Source organism: Halomonas pelophila (assembly GCF_040196315.1).
Classification (GTDB): Bacteria; Pseudomonadota; Gammaproteobacteria; order Pseudomonadales; family Halomonadaceae; genus Halomonas; species Halomonas pelophila.
In genome coordinates, this window is sequence record NZ_JBEGCI010000005.1 from 109,918 (window position 1) to 125,536 (window position 15,619).

At 70.6% G+C, this 15,619-nt stretch carries 12 protein-coding genes; 4 read left to right on the forward strand and 8 right to left on the reverse strand.

What is annotated here, in order from left to right:
• The first annotated feature begins 31 nt into the window (after positions 1-31).
• A complete protein-coding gene (locus tag ABE957_RS07050) occupies positions 32-1,798 on the forward strand; it encodes a VRR-NUC domain-containing protein (protein ID WP_349757963.1) in 1,767 nt (588 codons plus the stop codon).
• A complete protein-coding gene (locus tag ABE957_RS07055; RefSeq protein WP_349757964.1) occupies positions 1,791-4,190 on the forward strand; it encodes a helicase C-terminal domain-containing protein in 2,400 nt (799 codons plus the stop codon). The genes ABE957_RS07050 and ABE957_RS07055 overlap by 8 nt, the downstream gene beginning before the upstream one ends.
• Positions 4,191-4,224: 34 nt before the next feature.
• On the opposite strand, the gene ABE957_RS07060 is transcribed toward ABE957_RS07055, so the two are convergent.
• Positions 4,225-6,042: a monovalent cation:proton antiporter-2 (CPA2) family protein gene (locus ABE957_RS07060; RefSeq protein WP_349757965.1), complete on the reverse strand. Its 1,818-nt coding sequence runs from the start codon at positions 6,040-6,042 to the stop codon at positions 4,225-4,227.
• Positions 6,043-6,196: 154 nt separating this feature from the next.
• Between ABE957_RS07060 and ABE957_RS07065 the strand changes: the two genes are divergently transcribed.
• Positions 6,197-6,862: a cupin domain-containing protein gene (locus tag ABE957_RS07065; RefSeq protein ID WP_349757966.1), complete on the forward strand. Its 666-nt coding sequence runs from the start codon at positions 6,197-6,199 to the stop codon at positions 6,860-6,862.
• Between the two features lie 181 nt (positions 6,863-7,043).
• Positions 7,044-7,223: a PLDc N-terminal domain-containing protein gene (locus ABE957_RS07070; protein WP_349757967.1), complete on the forward strand. Its 180-nt coding sequence runs from the start codon at positions 7,044-7,046 to the stop codon at positions 7,221-7,223.
• 77 nt (positions 7,224-7,300) lie between these two features.
• Here ABE957_RS07070 and ABE957_RS07075 read toward each other — a convergent pair whose 3' ends face one another.
• From ABE957_RS07075 to ABE957_RS07105, 7 genes are all read right to left on the reverse strand, one after another.
• Positions 7,301-7,516, reverse strand: a complete 216-nt coding sequence (locus ABE957_RS07075) for a DUF3565 domain-containing protein (protein WP_349757968.1) — start codon at positions 7,514-7,516, stop codon at positions 7,301-7,303.
• Positions 7,517-7,525: 9 nt separating this feature from the next.
• On the reverse strand, positions 7,526-8,194 hold the full coding sequence (locus tag ABE957_RS07080; RefSeq protein ID WP_349757969.1) for a CerR family C-terminal domain-containing protein: 669 nt from the start codon (positions 8,192-8,194) through the stop codon (positions 7,526-7,528).
• Between the two features lie 4 nt (positions 8,195-8,198).
• The gene (locus tag ABE957_RS07085) at positions 8,199-11,294 is read right to left on the reverse strand and encodes an efflux RND transporter permease subunit (protein WP_349757970.1); all 3,096 of its coding nucleotides are present in this window, start codon (positions 11,292-11,294) and stop codon (positions 8,199-8,201) included.
• Between the two features lie 7 nt (positions 11,295-11,301).
• Positions 11,302-12,435, reverse strand: coding sequence for an efflux RND transporter periplasmic adaptor subunit (locus ABE957_RS07090; RefSeq protein WP_349757971.1), 1,134 nt, complete (start codon positions 12,433-12,435; stop codon positions 11,302-11,304).
• Between the two features lie 151 nt (positions 12,436-12,586).
• Positions 12,587-13,615 carry an L-glyceraldehyde 3-phosphate reductase gene (gene mgrA / locus ABE957_RS07095; protein WP_349757972.1) on the reverse strand — a complete coding sequence of 343 codons (1,029 nt, stop codon included), beginning with the start codon at positions 13,613-13,615 and terminating at the stop codon, positions 12,587-12,589.
• Positions 13,612-14,625 carry a GGDEF domain-containing protein gene (locus ABE957_RS07100; RefSeq protein ID WP_349757973.1) on the reverse strand — a complete coding sequence of 338 codons (1,014 nt, stop codon included), beginning with the start codon at positions 14,623-14,625 and terminating at the stop codon, positions 13,612-13,614. The genes mgrA and ABE957_RS07100 overlap by 4 nt, the downstream gene beginning before the upstream one ends.
• A 287-nt stretch (positions 14,626-14,912) precedes the next feature.
• Positions 14,913-15,224, reverse strand: a complete 312-nt coding sequence (locus ABE957_RS07105; protein ID WP_349757974.1) for a hypothetical protein — start codon at positions 15,222-15,224, stop codon at positions 14,913-14,915.
• Positions 15,225-15,619 lie beyond the last annotated feature (395 nt).

A 15,619-nucleotide genomic window follows, 5' to 3' on the forward strand; every position in this document is an offset into this window, starting at 1 on the left:
GCCGCCCAATGGGCCCTGATACCATGGATGCATGAACAGCCTGCCTGCCGCCTCGGCGGTCACCGCCCCCCTGGACGACCCGCGCTACTACCTGGCGAACTTCCGCTTCGTGCTGGACTGGGTGGTCGAGCGTCACGGCGACCTGCTGGACGCGGCCGAGCACGAGGTCGTATCGCGCATCCTGGCCCTGCCCGAGGCCTCCCAGGCGCTGCTGGTGCGCATGGTGATGCGCAAGGGCGAGCACTTTCGCACCGCGCGCCTTGACTATCCCGAGATCGGCGATGCCGAGGCGGCCCTCGCCCCGCTGGTCGAGGCGGGACTGGTCGAGGACGACCCGGCCCTCGACCTCGAGACGCTCTTCCAGCAGCTGCGCCTGCCCGAGCTGCGTCGCGCCCTGGTCTCCGAGATCGCCGCGGCCGGGCTGCCTCCCACCACCGGCAAGGCCGCGCTTGGCGAGGCGCTGGCACCGCGGCTTACTACAGAGCCCCGCCGGCTCGTCGAATGGTGGCCCGAGACGCCGGATCGCCTCGTGCGCCTCACCGTGATGGCGACCTGTGACCGGCTGCGGCTGATGTTCTTCGGCAACCTGCGCCAGGACTGGTCGGCCTTCGTGCTCGCCGAGCTCGGCCTGCGTCAATACGAGCGGGTGGAGATCACCGCCTACTCTCGCGCCTTCCAGCGCCGCGAGGAACTCGACGCCTACCTGGCGCTGCACCGGCTGCGCGAGCGCCTGGCGGCCGGCGAGCCGGTCGAGGCGCTGCATGCCGAGCTGCCCGAGCCGCTTTCCGACAACGCCTGGCTGGCCTCGCGGCATCGCCGCCTTTGCGTGGCGCTGGGGCGCCAGGCGGAGCGCGAAGGGCAGGGGGCGTCGGCGCTTGCGCTCTACCACCGGGCCGGCTGGCCGGAGACGGGGCTTGAGGCGGCGCCGGAGACAGGGTCGGAGAAAGAACAAGCCGGCAGCGTCGAGGCGCGTATCCGCCACCTGCGCCTGCAGGAGCGTCGCGGCGAGCACGCCGCGGCCCTGGCCCTGGCCGAGCCGCTCGCCGCCGCCCCGGCCAGCGAGGAGGAGGCTCAGGCGCTGGCGCGGCTCGTGCCGCGGCTACGCCGTCGGCTGGGGCTCGCCCCGCCGACGCCACGGCGCGAGCCCGCCCATGCGCGCTGGTCGCTGACCCTGCCGCCCGGCCCGGTGGAGGCGGCGGTGCGCGATCACCTGCACGACGAGGCGGCTCCGGTGCACTACGTGGAGAACGCCCTGCTCACCGGGCTCTTCGGCCTGCTCTGCTGGGAGGCGCTCTTCGCGCCGCTGCCCGGCGCCTTCTTTCACCCCTTCCATAGCGGGCCGGCGGATCTCTATCGCGAGGACTTCGTCAGCCGCCGTCGGGCGCGCTTCGATGCTTGCCTGGCCCGGCTCGACGACGGCCGCCATCGCGAGGCGATCCTCGCCACCTGGCGGGCGAAGCAGGGGCTGGCCTCGCCTTTCGTGCACTGGGGCGCGCTCGACGAGGCGCTGCTCGAGCGGGCCCTGGCCTGCCTCCCGCCGGCCGACCTGCGCGCCTGCTTCGAGCGCCTGCTCGGCGACCTCAAGGCCAACCGCGCCGGCCTGCCGGACCTGATCCAGTTTCGCCCCGAGGCCCCGGCGGGCGAGCCGCGCTATCGGCTGATCGAGGTGAAGGGCCCGGGCGATCGGCTGCAGGACAACCAGCGTCGCTGGCTCGCCTTCTTCCGGGCCCAGGGCATGCCCGCGGTGGTCTGCCATGTCGCCTGGCAGCCATCGCCGGAGGCGCTCGGGGATGAGTGAGGCCGCGCCCCGGCAGGTGGCGGTGCGCGCGCTGTGCGACTTCACCGCCCGGGAGGGCGATCTCGATCACCGCTTCACGCCGGCCCCCAGCGCCCGGGAGGGCATCGTCGGCCACGCCCTGGTGGCGGGGCGGCGCGGCGAGGGCTTTGAAGCCGAGCTGCCGCTCTCGGGCACCTTCGAGGGGGTGACGGTGAGCGGGCGTGCCGACGGCTATGATCCCGCGGCCAACCGCCTGGAGGAGATCAAGACCCATCGCGGTCGGCTCGATCGCATGGCCGACAACCAGCGCGCCCTGCATTGGGCCCAGGTCTCGGTCTACGGCGCGCTGCTGTGCGCCGAGCGCGGCCTGGCCTCGGTGACCCTGGCGCTGGTCTACCTGGACGTCGCCAGCGGCCGCGAGACCGTGTTGACCCGGGAGGCGAGCGCCGCGGAACTCGAGGCCTTCTTCGCGACCCAGTGCCGGCGCTTTCTCGCCTGGGCCGAGCAGGAGGCAGCGCACCGCGCCCGCCGCGACGCGGCCTTGGGCGCGCTCGCCTTTCCCCACCCCGACTTTCGCCCTGGCCAGCGCGACCTGGCGGAGAGCGTCTACAAGGCCGCGAGCACCGGCCGCTGCCTGCTCGCCCAGGCGCCCACCGGCATCGGCAAGACCCTGGGCACGCTCTTCCCGCTGCTCAAGGCCATGCCGCGACGCGGGCTCGACCGTGTGGCCTTCTTGACCATGAAGACCCCGGGGCGCCGTCTGGCGCTGGATGCCCTGGCCGCGCTCGGCGCCGAGGGCTCGGATGACGCCGAACGTCCGGATGCCGAACGCTCTGATTCCGGAGTCCCGGACGCCGGAAGCCCGGACGCCGATCTCTCGGACGCCGGAAGCCCGTACGCCACCCCCCGGGCGCTGCGGGTGCTGGAGCTCACCGCCCGGGAGAAGGCCTGCGAGTACCCCGGCCGGGCCTGCCACGGCGAGGCCTGCCCGCTGGCGGCGGGCTTCTACGACCGGCTGCCGGCGGCGCGCCGGGCCGCGGTGGCGCGGGGCTTCCTGGACCGCGCGGCGCTGCGTGCGGTGGCTGGCGAACACGGCGTGTGCCCCTACTACCTCGGCCAGGAGCTGGCGCGCTGGTGCGACGTCATCGTCGGCGACGTCAACCACTGGTTCGACGACAGCGCCCTGCTGCACGGCCTGGCCCGGGCCAACGGCTGGCGCACCGGGCTGCTGGTCGACGAGGCCCACAACCTGGTGGAGCGGGCCCGGGGCATGTACAGCGCCGAGCTCGACCAGCGCCGCCTGGCGAGGCTGCGCCGCGAGGCGCCCGGGGCGCTGAAGGGCCCGCTGGGGCGGCTTAGCCGCCAGTGGCAGTCGCTGGTCCGGGAGGCCGGGATGAGCGAGGCCGGCGAGCCGGGGCGCCCGGCCTACCGCGTGCTCGACGGCCTGCCCGACGGCATGGCCGCGGCGCTCTCGGGAGTGGCCAGCGCCATCACCGAGCACCTCGGCGAGCACCCGGAACAGGCCTCCCTGGCGCTGCAGGAGCTGCTCTTCGAGGCGCTGGCCTTCACCCGGCTGGCCGAGCGCTTCGGCGATCACTCGCTGTGCGATCTGACTCGCCATGGTCGCGGGCGGGCCGTGCTTGGGCTGCGCAACCTGGTGCCGGCGGACTTCCTGGCGCCTCGCTTCGCGGCCACCCACGCGGCCGTGCTCTTCTCGGCGACCCTGAGCCCGGCCCACTACCATCGCGACCTGCTGGGCCTGCCCGATGCCACCGTCTGGCGCGAGGTGGCCTCGCCCTTCGCCGCCGAGCAGCTCGAGGTCCGCATCCGCGCCGACATCTCCACCCGGCTGCGCGACCGGGAGGCCTCGCTTGCGCCCATCGTCGCCGAGCTGGCCGAGCAGTTTCGCCGCCGGCCGGGCCACTACCTGGCCTTCTTCAGCAGCTTCGCCTACCTGGAGGCGGCCCTGGCGCGCCTTCGCGAGACGCATCCCGAGATCCCCGTGCGCACCCAGACCCGCGGCATGCGCGAGGAGGCGCGGGACGCCTTCCTGGCCGAGTTCACGCCGGGCGGGGCGAGCATCGGCTTCGCGGTGCTGGGCGGTGCCTTCGCCGAGGGGATCGACCTGCCCGGCGACCGGCTGGTCGGCGCCTTCATCGCCACCCTGGGGCTGCCGCCGGCGGATCCCTTCAACGAGGCGCTCAAGGCGCGGCTGGCGGCGCGCTTCGGCCGCGGCGACGACTACGCCTATCACATCCCCGGGCTGATCAAGGTGGTGCAGGCGGCCGGCCGGGTGATCCGCGGGCCCGATGACCGCGGCACCGTGGTACTGATGGACGATCGCTTCGCCCGGTGCGAGGTGCGCCAGCGCCTGCCGGCCTGGTGGGGGCCGCCGTGCGGGACGCGTCGCTGAGGGCGAGGGGGCGGGCGGCCCGGAGGGCCGGCCGTCACGACTCGCGGTGGGGCGGCTCCTCCAGCGAGGTGGTGACATCCTCGTCGGCCTCGTAGAGGGCCTCGAGCTCCCGGGCCGCCTCCTGGACCGTCTGGATCTGCTTCTTCTCGTTGCCGAACACCTCGAGCTGGCGGCGCAGCGTCAGCTCGTCATGGGGCCGGAAGGTGTCGATGGTGTGCTGGGCCTGGTCGCGGGGAATGCCCAGGCCGACCAGCACGTCGCGGGTCAGCTCCAGGCTCGCCGGCAGCAACTCGCGGACCAGGTCGTTCACCCCGGCCCGCATCAGCAGGTGAGCGTGGTAGCGGTTGCGGGCCCGGGCATAGAGGCGCAGGTGGGGGAAGCGCTGCCGCACGCTGGCGACGATGCGCATCGAGGCCTCGGGGTCACCCACCGCCACCACCAGCACCCGGGCCTGGTCGGCGCCGGCGGCCTCGAGGAGGTCGATGCGGGAGGCGTCGCCGAAATAGACCTTGTTGCCGTAGCGGCGGACGAAGGCCACCTGGTCGGCGTTGATGTCGAGCACCGTGTAGGGGATCTTCAGCCCCTGCAGGGCACGGCCCATGATCTGGCCGAAGCGCCCGAAGCCGGCGAGGATGATCTGCGGCGATTCGTCCGGCAGGGGGTCGAAGTCGGGACGGGCCTTCCGGGTCTTGAAGAGCGGGCGCACCAGCCTGGCGTGGGCCAGGAACATCACCGGCGTGGCGGCCATCGACAGCGACACCACCAGCACCAGCTGGTTGACCAGGGAGGCGGGCAGCAGCGCCGCGGCGCCGGCGGCGGTGAGCAGCACGAAGCCGAACTCGCCGCCCTGGGAGAGCAGTACGCCGAGGTTGAGGGCCTCGCGCCAGCCGGTGCCGAAGGCCCTGGCCGCTGCCACCACGCTCAGGGCCTTGGCCAGCAGCAGGGCGCCGGTGAGGCCGAGGATCATCCCGGGGTGCTCGGCCAGCAGGCCGATCTGGGCGGTCATGCCCACCGCCATGAAGAACAGGCCCAGCAGCAGGCCGCGGAAGGGTTCGATGTCCGCCTCGATGCCGTGGCGGTATTCCGAGTCGGCCAGCAGCACCCCGGCGATGAAGGCGCCCAGCGCCATGGAGAGGCCGGCAAGCTCCATCAGCAGGGCGGCGCCGATCACCACCAGCAGGGCGGTGCCGGCGAATACCTCGCGGCTGCGGGTGCCGGCGGCGAAGCGGAACAGCGGCCGCAGCAGCAGCCGGCCGCCGACGATAAGGCCGGCGAAGGCGCCGACGGCCACCAGGATCTCCTGGAGCATCGGCATGAGCCCCCGCGCCAGCAAGTCCTGGGTGGCCAGCAAGGGGATGAGGGCCAGCACCGGGATCGCGGCCAGGTCCTGGAAGAGCAGCAGGGCGAAGGCGTTGCGGCCGTGTCGGCTCTGCAGCTCGTGGCGCTCCCCCAGCAGCTGCAGCACCAGCGGCGTGGAGCAGAGTCCCAGGCTGAAGCCCGTCACCGCCGCGACCATGGGCGACAGGCCGAGCGCCCAGGCGCAGGCCGTGAGCAGCAGCGTGGTCACCCCGACCTGCAGGCTGCCGAAGCCGAAGACCGCCTTGTGCATCAGCTTGAGGCGCGAGGGCTTGAGTTCCAGGCCGATCACGAACAGCAGGAAGATGATGCCCACCTGGGAGAACTGCAGCACGGCCTCGGCATCGGCCACCAGGCCAAGGGCCGAGGGGCCGATGGCGACCCCCGCGGCCAGGTAGCCCAGCACCTCGCCGAGCCCGAGGCGCTTGAAGATCGGCACGATCAGCACCGCCGCGGCGAGAAAGATCAGGGCGTTGAGCAGCAGGTCGATGGCCAAGGAGCGCTCCTTGCGAATGGCGGGGGCGGTCCCCATGTTACCCGATGGGCACGACCGCGGGTCAGGCGGGCGCCGTGACCGACGGGAACGGCAGGCGTCATGTCCGGTCCCATTCGTCACCGATGCCCCTTCATTGCCGACAGGAGAGACCGCCATGCGACTCAATGCCGACTTCGACCGCCGGGCAGTGGTCACCCCCGAGGAGTACCGCTGGGTGAACTCCCCCACGGCCGGCGTTGAGCGGATGATGCTCGACCGCGTCGGCGACGAGGTGGCCCGGGCCACCTCCCTGGTGCGTTACGCGCCGAACAGCACCTTCCCGACCCACGAGCACGGCGGGGGCGAGGAGATCCTGGTGCTGGAGGGGGAGTTCGCCGACGAGCACGGCCGCTACCCGGCGGGCCACTACCTGCGCAACCCCATCGGCACGTCCCATGCGCCCCGGGTGGGCGAGCAGGGCGCGCTGATCTTCGTCAAGCTGCACCAGTTCTCGCCGGACGACACCGCGCAGAAGGCGATCGACACCCGGGCCGGTGACTGGCGGCCGGGCCTGGTCGAGGGCCTCTCGGTGCTGCCGCTCCACGATTTCGAGGGCGAGCACGTGGCGCTGGTGCGCTGGGCGCCGAACACCCACTTCCAGCCGCATGCCCACTGGGGCGGCGAGGAGATCCTGGTGCTCGAGGGCACCTTCCACGACGAGCACGGCGCCTATCCCGCCGGCAGCTGGCTGAGAAGTCCCCATCGCAGTCAGCACACTCCCTTCACCGGCGAGGACGGCGCGCTGATCTACGTCAAGGTGGGCCACCTGTTGCCCGATTGAGGCGCCAGGCCGCTGCCTGAAGGCAGGCCCGGATGTGAGCGATGCAGTGCCGGCGGGTCGACGGCGCTGGGTCGACCATGGCGGGGCGGCGATTGTGTGTTTCCCCTCCGCTGTGCTACCCCTAGAGGTGACCTTCCCGAGAGCGCCCTTCGCCGAGGGGCAACGGACAAGGAGACGTCATATGGGTATCGAAGTCGGCGGCCTGCTGGGCCTCATCTGGCTGATCATCGTGATCTGGGCCATCGTCAAGGTGGCCAAGAGCCCGGCCGGGGGGCTCGCCAAGCTGCTCTGGATCCTGGTGCTGCTGTTCTTCCCGCTGATCGGGCTGATCGTCTGGCTGCTGCTTGGCCCCAAGGGGTAGCGACGCCAGCCGCGATTCCGCCGCCAATCGATTCGGGTCACCTGCGGGTGGCCCGACTTCATTTGGGGCCCTCGCGCTCACGGTACCGGCGGGATGTCGCGGGGCTCGCCCCGGTCGCACTTCACGCACTCAAGCGCCAGGCCGAGCCGCGAGCGTCGGCCCTCCTCGGTGAGCACCCAGGGCCGCTCGGCCCAGGGCGGCTGATGGCGGACGTGCTGATTATGGCCGCAGGCAAGCTCGGCCACCCAGTGGTCCTCCTCATCGCGATGATAGCCAACGATCGGCTGTTGCATGCGGCCTCCTCAGGTCGGGCGTGTTGGCGTCAGGTCAGCGTCCGGCGCCGCATAGAGGCGCAGGTGGGCGTCGATCACCGCCTCGATCTCGGCCAGGATCGTCTCGTCGAAGGCCTTGATCTCCAGGCGGCGCAGCAGGGGCTCGCGGCCGATCAGGAAGAAGACGATCTGGCCGACCAGGGTGTGGGTCTCGAGTATCACCCGCCGGTCGTCGATCGCCCGGTCGGTGAGCCGGGCAATCAGGCCGCCCAGCGTCGCCTGGACCAGGCCGAAGGCCTCGGCCTGGAGGATCTCGAAGGCCTCGCCGGGACGCACCTGCTCGCGCATCACCAGCAGCAGCCACTGGCGGCACTCCTCGTCCTCGGCGAAGGTGCGCACCATGCGCCGGGCGAGGGCGCGCAGCGCGGCCAGGGCGGCGTCGCGATCCTCCACGGGCGCCTGCGCGGCCGCCTCGTCGAGGGCCAGCCGCATCCTCAGCTGCTCTGCGATATAGCGCGCCGCGGCGAGATAAAGCCCGCGCTTGTTGCCGAAGTGGTAGGCGATGGAGCCGATGTTGGCGCCCGCCGCCTCGGCCAGCCCGCGGGTGGTAGTGGCCTTGAAGCCGTGCTCGCCGAACAGCCGGATGCCGGCCTGGATCAGTCGGTCGCGGGTATCGGCACCATCGGGACGGGGGGCCATGGCGTCACGCCTCCCTGGCCGGTGCGCGGGTGTCGATGCCGAAGAAGACGGTGTAGAGCACCGGCACCACCCCCAGGCTCATGACGGTGCCGATCCCCAGGCCGAAGGCCATGGCCGCGGCCATGCCGAAGAACAGCGGATCGCGGCCGAGGATCAGCGGCAGGAAGCCAAGGATGGTGGTGATCGCCGACATCAGGATCGGCCGCAGGCGCCGGGCCGAGGCCTTGATGACGGCATCGCGGCCGGTCAGTTCGGGGTCGGCGCGCTCGATGTCGATGCGGTCGATCAGCACGATGGCGTTGTTGATGATGATGCCGGCCAGGCTGTAGATGCCGAGCAGCACCATGAAGCCGAAGTCGGCGCGGGTGGCCAGCAGGCCCAGCGCCACGCCGACAATCACCAGCGGGATGGTGGCGATGATCACCAGCGGGCGCTTGAAGGAGTTGAACTGGCCCACCAGCAGGATGAAGATCAGCCCGATGCACAGCGGCAGATTGGCCTGCAGGGCGGCCTGGCCCTCCCTGGACTCCGCCACCACGCCGTCGAACTCGATCCAGTGCCCCGGGGGCAGGGTGGCTTCCAGGTCGCGCAGCGCCGGCTCGACCCTCGGCACCATGTCCTCGGCGGTGTAGTAGCGGTTGCGCCCCTCGACGGTGATGGTGCGCACCAGGTTCTCGCGGTCGATGCGGTAGTAGCCGCTGTCGAGGCGCAGCTCGGCCACCTGGTTGAGGGGCACGCCCGCCCCGGGGGTGCCCAGCGGATAGACGATCAGCGACTTGAGGCGCTCGACGCTCTCGCGCTGGGCGTCGGCGTAGCGCATCACCACCGGGATGATGTCGTCGCCCTCGCGGTAGTGGCTCAGGTGGTAGCCGTCGATGGCGCCGCTGAGCGAGCGGGCGATGTCCTCGGAGGTGATGCCGGCGCTGCGCGCCCGCGCCTGGTCGACCTCGATGGCAAGCGAGGGAATCCGCGCCTCCCAGCTCTGGCGCACGTCCCGGGCGCCGTCCAGGTCGCGCAGGATGCCCTCGACCCGCTCGGCGGCCGCGAACAGCACCTCACGATCCGGACCCTTGACCTGCACCTGCAGCAGGGTGCTGTCGGAGGGGCCCAGGAACATCCGCGTGACCTGGGGCGAGAGGTCCGGGTGGCGGGTGGCGAGGAAGGTGCGGGTCGCCTGGATCACCGCCTCGACCCGCTCGCGGTCGGCGACGTTGAGCACCATGAAGCCCTTGTTGGGCGCCGGGTCCAGCGGCGTGAGCGAGAGCACGAAGCGCGGCCCGCCGAAGCCGGCGTAGGCGGCCACGCCGGTGACGTCCTCGCCGAGCGCCGGGGCGCCGAGCAGGGCGTCACTTAGCGCCTGGACGCGCTGGCCGGTGAGGTTCTCGGCGATGTCCGAGGGGAAGTCGATGGTCACCAGTACCTGGTTGCGGTCCGAGTCGGGGAAGAACTTCTTGGGCACCACGTGCATCATCGCCACCCCGGCCACCAGGGTCAGGGCCATGACGGCCAGGAACAGCCCCCGGTGGTGGAGCAGCCCGGCGAGCCCGCGGCCATAGCGACGGGAAACCCAGCCGAAGGCGCGATCGGAGAGCCGGGGGGCGTCGCTCGCGCCCTGCCGATCGCCCCGGGGCGCCTTCAGGAAGCGATGGCACAGCACCGGGGTGACGGTCATCGACAGGAACCAGGAGGCGAGCAGGGTGATGGCGATGACGATGGAGATCGAGCGGGTGTACTCGCCGGAGGCGTGCTCGGCGAGCATCAGCGGCAGGAACACCAGGATGGTGGTCAGGCTGGAGGAGAGCAGCGGCAGGGCGAGCTCGGCGCCGGTCTCGCGCAGGGCCTGGTCGCGGTCGCTGCCGGCCTCCAGCCGCGTCTTGAAGTCCTCGGCGACCACGATGGCGTTGTCGACCAGCAGGCCCAGGGCGATCACCAGGGTGGCGAGGCTCGCCCGCTGCAGGGTCAGCTCGGCCAGCCCCATGATGGCGAGCGTCACCAGCATCACCGTGGGGATGATCGAGCCGACGATCAGCCCGGTGCGCAGCCCCAGGAAGAGGATCACCACCCCCAGCACGATGGCCAGCGTCTGCATGACGCTGGCGGTCACCCCGTAGACGGCATTGGCCACCTGCTCGGGCTGGAAGGTCATGATGTCGAGCCGGTAGCCGGCCGGCAGGGTGGTGCGAATCTCGTCCAGGCGTGCCTTGATGGCGCGGCCGACGTCCAGCACGCTCTCGCCCTCGAGCATCGAGACGGCGAAGACGATCGCCGGCCGGCCGTTGAAGTAGGCGGGCTTGTCCGCCGGGTTCTCGTAGCCGCGGCGGATCTCGCCCAGGTCGTGCAGGCGCAGGGTGCCGCCGTCCGGCAGGCGCAGCTCGGTGTCGCCCAGCGCCTCGAGGCTTGCGAACTCGCCGCTGACCTCGAGGGCCAGGCGCTGCTCGCCGGCCGCGAGGATGCCGCCGGGGGGGAAGATGTTGCGGCTCTGGATCTGGCCGGCCAGCGCGCCGGGAGAGAGGTCGAGCTCGGCGAGGCGCGCCTCGGCGATATCGATGAAGATGCGCTGCTCCTGGATGCCCAGCAGCTCGACCTGCTTGATGCCGGCGACGCCATAGAGGCGGGTGCGGATATGCTCGGCGATCTCCTGCTGCTCGGCCTGGGGGAAGTCGGCGGCAGTCAGCGCCGCGGTGACCACGGCCACGTCGCCGAAGTCGTCATTGAGCACCGGGTCCCGGGTTCCGGCGGGCAGGGCCGGCGTCGCCGCCTCGACCTTCTGGCGCACCTCGTCCCAGATCTGTTCCAGGTCGAAGTAGCGGTCCTGGATCTCCACGTGGAGGATCGAGCGGCCGCGCATGGAGGTCGAACTGATCCGCTCCACCTCGCCGATGGCGCGAATGCTCTCCTCCAGCGGCTTGGTGATGTTCTCCTCCACCTGGGCGGCCGGCAGGCCGGGGAAGGCGGTGGTGACCACCGCCTCGCGCACGGTGATCTCGGGGTCTTCCCGGGCCGGCAGGGTGACGTAGCTGTAGAGGCCGTAGAGCATGGCCACCACGGTGGCCAGGAAGAAGACCGGACGGCGCTTGAGGGCGAGTTCGCTCAGGTTCATGGCGGCCTCAGTGGTAGCGCTCGGGCCCGTGGCCGAGCAGGCTCACGGACTGGCCGGGGCGCACGAACTCCACGCCGCGGGCCACGATGCGCTCGCCCGGCGAGAGCGCGCCGCGCACGCTGGCCCGGCCGTCGTTCATGGTCACCACCTCCACCGCGACCCGCTCGAGGGTCAGCTCCTCGGTGATGCGCAGCACATGGGCCTGGCTCTGGCCGTCGCCATCGTCATCGAAGGCCAGCGCGGTCATCGGCACCGGCAGCGCGCCCTCGCCGTCGTGCTTGCGCTCGTCGAGCGACAGCTCGACCCGGGCGGTCATGCCCGAGCGCAGGCCGGGCGGCGGCGTGTCCACGCCGAGGATCACCGGATAGTCGTTGGAGGAGCGGGGCTGGGTGCCCAGGTGGCGCAGGGTGGCCGCGCTTTCGGCCTCGCCCAGGGCGGGCAGGATGACGCGATGGGTCGAGCCCACCGCCAGGGCCCCGACCAGCGTCTCGGGAATGCTGGTCTCCACCTCGAAGCCCTCGCGATCGGAGATCACCTCGAGCACCGGCTGGCTGGCCCCGACCCGCTCGGAGGGTTCGGCCTGGCGCCGGCTCACCGAGCCGTCGAAGGGGGCCGCGAGGGTGGTCAGCGAGAGGTCGCGTTCGGCGAGCTCGAGGGCGGCCCGGGCCGAGGCCCGGCGGGACTCGGCGGTGCCCAGGGCGGCCCGGGCGGCATCCAGGCGCGTCTGGCTGACGTAGCCCTTCTCGGCGAGGCTCGCGTGGCGGCGGTAGTCCTCGCGCTTCTCGCGCAGCACCGCCTGGGCCTCCTGCCGCTCGGCGCGGCGCTGGTCGGCCACCAGGCGGTAGCGGGCGGCATCGAGCTCGACCAGCACGTCGCCGGCGGCGAAGCGCTCGCCGACGTCGACATTGAGCCGGCGGATCTCGCCGGGGATCTCGAAGCTCAGGGAAGTGCGCTCGGCGGCCTTGACCCGGCCCGAGAGGCGGGTGACGGCGGTGGCGTTGCCCGCCTGGATGACGTGGCTATCGACCACCGTGGGCGGCGGCTCGGCGGGCGCGTTCGCCTCCGGCGAGCAGCCCGTGGCGAGCCAGGAGAGGCCGGCCAGCAGCGCGCAGAGGGCCGACAGGCGACGGGGGAGCGGCATGGAGGGATCCTCGACGGCGAGCGTTGGGCGTCGGGCACGCCCGAGGCCATGCCGGCAGTGTATTAATCAGTTGATTAAATCGCAACGGCCCCCGCGGCATGGTGTGCCTGGCCCTGGGGTGTCTCGACCGTCTTTTACCGCGTCGCCGGCCTCAGCTTTCCGAGGAGGCCGCCCAGATGTTCACGCCGCCCTCCACCGCATGGCGGTCGACCTCGGCGAGCTCCTCGTCGGTGAAGGCCGGCCCGGTGAGGGCGCCCACGCTGTCGATCACCTGCTCGGGCCGGCTGGCGCCGATCAGCGCCGAGGTCACTCGGCCGCCGCGCAGCGTCCAGGCGATGGCCATCTGGGCGAGGGTCTGGCCGCGGCGCCGGGCGATCTCGTTCAGCGCCCGCACCCGCGCCAGGTTCTCCGCCGACAGGTGGGCGTCATTGAGCGCCTTGCCCCGGACCCTGCGGCTGTCCTCGGGGATGCCGTCCAGGTACTTGTCGGTCAGCAGGCCCTGGGCGAGTGGCGAGAAGACGATCGAGCCCATGCCGAGATCGTCCAAGGTATCGAGCAGGCCGTCGTCCTCGATCCAGCGATTGACCAGCGAGTAGCTGGGCTGGTGGATCAGGCAAGGCGTGCCCAGCGAGCGCAGGATCTCGACCGCCTCGCGGGTGCGCTGGGCGTTGTAGGAGGAGATGCCGGCATACAGCGCCTTGCCCTGGCGCACCGCCTGATCCAGCGCACCCATGGTCTCCTCGAGCGGCGTCTCGGGGTCGAAGCGGTGGGAGTAGAAGATATCGACGAAGTCGACACCCAGGCGCTCGAGGCTGCGATCCAGGCTCGAGAGCAGGGTCTTGCGGCTGCCCCACTCGCCATAGGGCCCCGGGTGCATGCGGTAGCCGGCCTTGGTGGAGATCACCAGCTCGTCGCGGTAGCCGGCGAAGTCGCTGGAGAGGATGCGTCCGAACAGCACCTCGGCGCTGCCGGGAGGCGGGCCGTAGTTGTTGGCCAGATCGAAGTGGGTGATGCCGTGATCGAAGGCAGTACGGCAGATCGCCCGGGCGTTGTCGACGCTTCCGGTCTCGCCGAAGTTCTGCCACAGCCCCAGCGACAGGGCGGGCAGCTTCAGGCCGCTGCGTCCGCAGCGGTGGTAGGGCATGCGCTCGTAGCGGTCTGGCGAGGGAGAGTAGCTCATGGGGTCCGTCCTTTGCCCTGGGCCATGCCGGAGGGGGCGTCGGGGCGGTCGGCGACGTGTACCCGATTGCCGCCGAGGCCCTTGCTGATGTACATCGCCTGGTCGGCCTGCTCGAAGAGGGCATCGAAGCTCTCGCCATGCTCGGGGTAGCAGGCCACCCCGATGCTGATGGCGGGGATCTCGTGGTCCGGGGCCGCGAGCAGGCGCCGCAGCATCCGCGTCGCCCCGTCGGCGTCGGTGTCCGGCAGCATGATGAGGAACTCGTCGCCTCCATGGCGCGCCAGGAGGTCGCTGCTGCGGGTATGGGCCTTGAGCTCGTCGGCGAGGAGCTGGATGACGCGGTCGCCCTCGACGTGACCCTGGGCATCGTTGATGGCCTTGAGCCCGTCCATGTCGATGACCACGACGCTGTAGGGGCGTCGTGACCGCCTGGCCATGGCCTCGATGGGTTTCACCAGGTCGTTGAAGGCGCGACGGTTGAAGAGGCCGGTCAGGGGGTCCTGGCTCGCCATCTCGATCAGCATCCGGTTGGAGACCTCTATGCCGTTGACCAGTGCCGACGTCAGGTAGCCGACGATGAGGAAGGCGATGAGGTTGATGCTCATGAGAGACAGGTGTTCAGGTGCCGAGATGCTATCGCCGCTGAGCTGAAACAGCAGCAGGATGCAGGCGCCGATCGCCACGACCTGGAGCATGGTGGCCAGGACGCCCAGCGTCAGGGCGCTGGTCACCACTGCCAGCAGGTAGAGGCTCGTTAGGGGCCCCGATGCCCCCTCGGTGTTGTGGAGAAACCAGGTGATAAAACCGATCATCACCCAGGTATGGATGGCCAGCAGCCAGCGTTGCCTGTCGCCGAAGAAATGCAGGCGGCTGGCGACTAGGCTGAAGCCGAAATAGGCCACCGTGGTGAGAAGCAGTCCCAGACTACGCTCATCCGGGGCGCCAATGATCACCAGGTAGAGAATGATCAGGGTGACCAGCAACCACTCGATCTGATGAAGCCCCGCCATGAAGCCCTGAATCTGGATCCGACGCGAGTCCCATGACAGTGGGGGGAGGGGGTCGGTCAACTTCATCGAGTACCCTTCGTTGGCATTTTATTGGCCATCAAAATGGCTCCGGCCCGTCTTCAGGCGGATCGAGCCTTGAGAGAATCGAGGCGAGTGTGAAGCTCACAGAACTTCTCATGCCGAAGACTGAGAATCAATCGCCCCATGCGTGAAGATCACCCTGGCGCGGGCATGAGGCCCGCGCCGAAGGCGGTGGGGGGTGGAGACTCACGCAGGGGCGTGCAGGGTCAGGGCGAGTGCCGCCCGATATCGGATGGCCGGCGGCTGAAGCGAACCGGCGGATGGCGCCGGTCCTCCCCGAAGGCCCGCTCCGGTGCCGGACGCACTCGCCAGCCGCGGCGGGTCGCCCAGGCCTTGAGCTCCCGGTAATCGAGCAGGGGATGTTGTCGGGTAGAGGATGAGGAGGCGGGAAAGGCGTTGGCGAGGTGGGGATAGCGGGCCAGGGCATCGGCACCGCCATGAGCCTTCAATGCCCGATCCAGGGCGGTCTGCCACTCCCTGGCGTTGCGATGGGTGCTGTTGCCTTGGGTTGCATGCATTGGATTGCCCTCTTCAAGAGCTATGGCCCCTACATTACGTCACTACCAAGAGGCTCTATTAGCTCGAAAAAAAGGGGCGTCCCCCTGTGGGGAGCCCCTGTCGACTGTCAGTTCGGAGTCGAGCGGTAATGCTCGGGCACGCGGACTTTCTTACCGCTTTGGTCAGTCCGTGTGTGCGCAGGTACATGCACCTTTTTTTTGCCAGAATCGGTTTTAGCCATGGCTAATATACTCTGTCTGTGAGGCGGCCAACTTGACCTTGGCTAACCTAGAGAGGACAATCTCTCCGCTTTTGGTAGCTAGCCTACCCGAGCCTTCAGGGGTGGCCACACGCCCTGACGCTCAAGACGCCCGAAGTTGCCGCTTCGGGCGTTTTTTATTGACCCTTGTTTAGT

Excerpts from the sequence above, each read along its gene's own strand:
- mgrA (WP_349757972.1), bottom strand. The coding sequence starts at position 13,615 with ATGAGCTACTCTCCCTCGCCAGACCGCTACGAGCGCATGCCCTACCAC.
- ABE957_RS07050 (WP_349757963.1), top strand. The coding sequence starts at position 32 with ATGAACAGCCTGCCTGCCGCCTCGGCGGTCACCGCCCCCCTGGACGAC.
- ABE957_RS07070 (WP_349757967.1), top strand. The coding sequence starts at position 7,044 with ATGGGTATCGAAGTCGGCGGCCTGCTGGGCCTCATCTGGCTGATCATC.
- ABE957_RS07085 (WP_349757970.1), bottom strand. The coding sequence starts at position 11,294 with ATGAACCTGAGCGAACTCGCCCTCAAGCGCCGTCCGGTCTTCTTCCTG.
- ABE957_RS07105 (WP_349757974.1), bottom strand. The coding sequence starts at position 15,224 with ATGCATGCAACCCAAGGCAACAGCACCCATCGCAACGCCAGGGAGTGG.
- ABE957_RS07080 (WP_349757969.1), bottom strand. The coding sequence starts at position 8,194 with ATGGCCCCCCGTCCCGATGGTGCCGATACCCGCGACCGACTGATCCAG.
- ABE957_RS07090 (WP_349757971.1), bottom strand. The coding sequence starts at position 12,435 with ATGCCGCTCCCCCGTCGCCTGTCGGCCCTCTGCGCGCTGCTGGCCGGC.
- ABE957_RS07100 (WP_349757973.1), bottom strand. The coding sequence starts at position 14,625 with ATGGCGGGGCTTCATCAGATCGAGTGGTTGCTGGTCACCCTGATCATT.
- ABE957_RS07055 (WP_349757964.1), top strand. The coding sequence starts at position 1,791 with ATGAGTGAGGCCGCGCCCCGGCAGGTGGCGGTGCGCGCGCTGTGCGAC.
- ABE957_RS07065 (WP_349757966.1), top strand. The coding sequence starts at position 6,197 with ATGCGACTCAATGCCGACTTCGACCGCCGGGCAGTGGTCACCCCCGAG.
- ABE957_RS07075 (WP_349757968.1), bottom strand. The coding sequence starts at position 7,516 with ATGCAACAGCCGATCGTTGGCTATCATCGCGATGAGGAGGACCACTGG.